Raw genomic sequence first — 1290 nt, 5'->3', positions numbered from 1 at the left:
GCTCCGTAGTATTACAAGCGGTGCCACCGCATACGACCGTGGCGGGCGTACCCGCGAAAATCGTCGGTCGACCAAAAACAGACAAACCGTCTCTCGATATGGACCAAGGCTTTAACGGTAAATCACAAAGCTTTATCCATGGAGATGGCATTTAACCGTCTTCTGATCCTTTGACAATAATGTGGTAGGTAACTCTCAAGTGCGAAAACAAAATCACCCAGTGCTCCGCTCGGCTATTTTATTAACTTGTGCTTTATCTGCCACCTATCCCCTCTCTTCTTTCGCCGCAAGTCAGCAAGAGCTCAAAGGCGTTTCCAGCGAAATCAATCGCCAAAAGAAGGCGCTAACCTCGCAAGAGAAACAGCTTAACGAGCTGCAAAAATCGCTCAAAGACCAAGAGCTTGGCATTTCTAAGCTGGAGCGAGAAATCAAGCAAACTAAAGCCGACCTTGCTCAAGCAGACAAGAACATCAATAAACTGGAAGAGAAAATCTCCTTGCAAGAAGCCCAGCGCCAAGCACAAGAGGAAGAGCTCAAACAGTTGCTGCAAACGTATTACGTGACCGAGCGAGCGAAAGCGAATGGGCACTTATTGAATCAAGGTGTAGAAGAAGACCGCATTAGCCAATACTTTCAGCACTTAGCCAAGGCTCGTGCCGAAGTGATTGATGCCATCACCAAAACCACTCAAGAGTTGGCGCACAACAAAAACCAACTTGAGCTAGAAAAAGAGCAGATCGAAACCCTGCTCAAGCAGCAATCAGAAAAGCGTACCGCACTGGCCAGTACGCAGTCGAATCGTAAGCAAACGCTGAACAAAATTCAGAGCAGCATTAAAAACGACAAACGTTACCTTGCTGAACTACAACGCAATGAAACCCGTCTAAAAGCCGAGATTGCAAAAGCCGCCAAACGAAATGCAGTACCAATGGACGGGCTCGGCAAACAGCGCGGCAAACTACCATGGCCACTCAAAGGCAGTGTGTTACATAACTTCGGTACGCGTCAAACCGGACAAGTAAACTGGAAAGGTATGGTGCTTTCCGCTAACTATGGTCAACAAGTTAAAGCAGTTTACCCTGGCACAGTCGTATTTGCAGAGTATTTAAGAGGTTACGGTTTAGTGGTGCTGCTTGATCACGGTAAAGGTGACATGACGCTTTACGGCTACAATCAAGCGTTAACCAAAAAAGAAGGCGATAAAGTCACCGCGGGCGAAGTGATAGCTCTCGCCGGAGATACAGGTGGTCAAGACCGACCATCACTGTATTTCGAAATCCGCCGTAATAG

Annotated in this window: 1 protein-coding gene and 1 pseudogene; both read left to right on the top strand. The window is 47.4% G+C overall.

The genetic code is table 11. The features are described from left to right. A pseudogene (gene cysE, locus R7M72_RS24905) lies at nucleotides 1–155 on the top strand (serine O-acetyltransferase); the annotation flags it as partial. 26 nt (nucleotides 156–181) lie between these two features. Continuing rightward, nucleotides 182–1290, top strand: a 1109-nt coding sequence (locus tag R7M72_RS24900) for a murein hydrolase activator EnvC (RefSeq protein WP_318056436.1), incomplete at its 3' end; no start/stop codon positions are given.

This window comes from Vibrio sp. YT-18, from assembly GCF_033337345.1.
GTDB lineage: Bacteria > Pseudomonadota > Gammaproteobacteria > Enterobacterales > Vibrionaceae > Vibrio > Vibrio alginolyticus.
The sequence above is the reverse complement of the archived record's forward strand: the minus strand, read 5'-3'. Positions and strand labels throughout refer to the sequence as shown.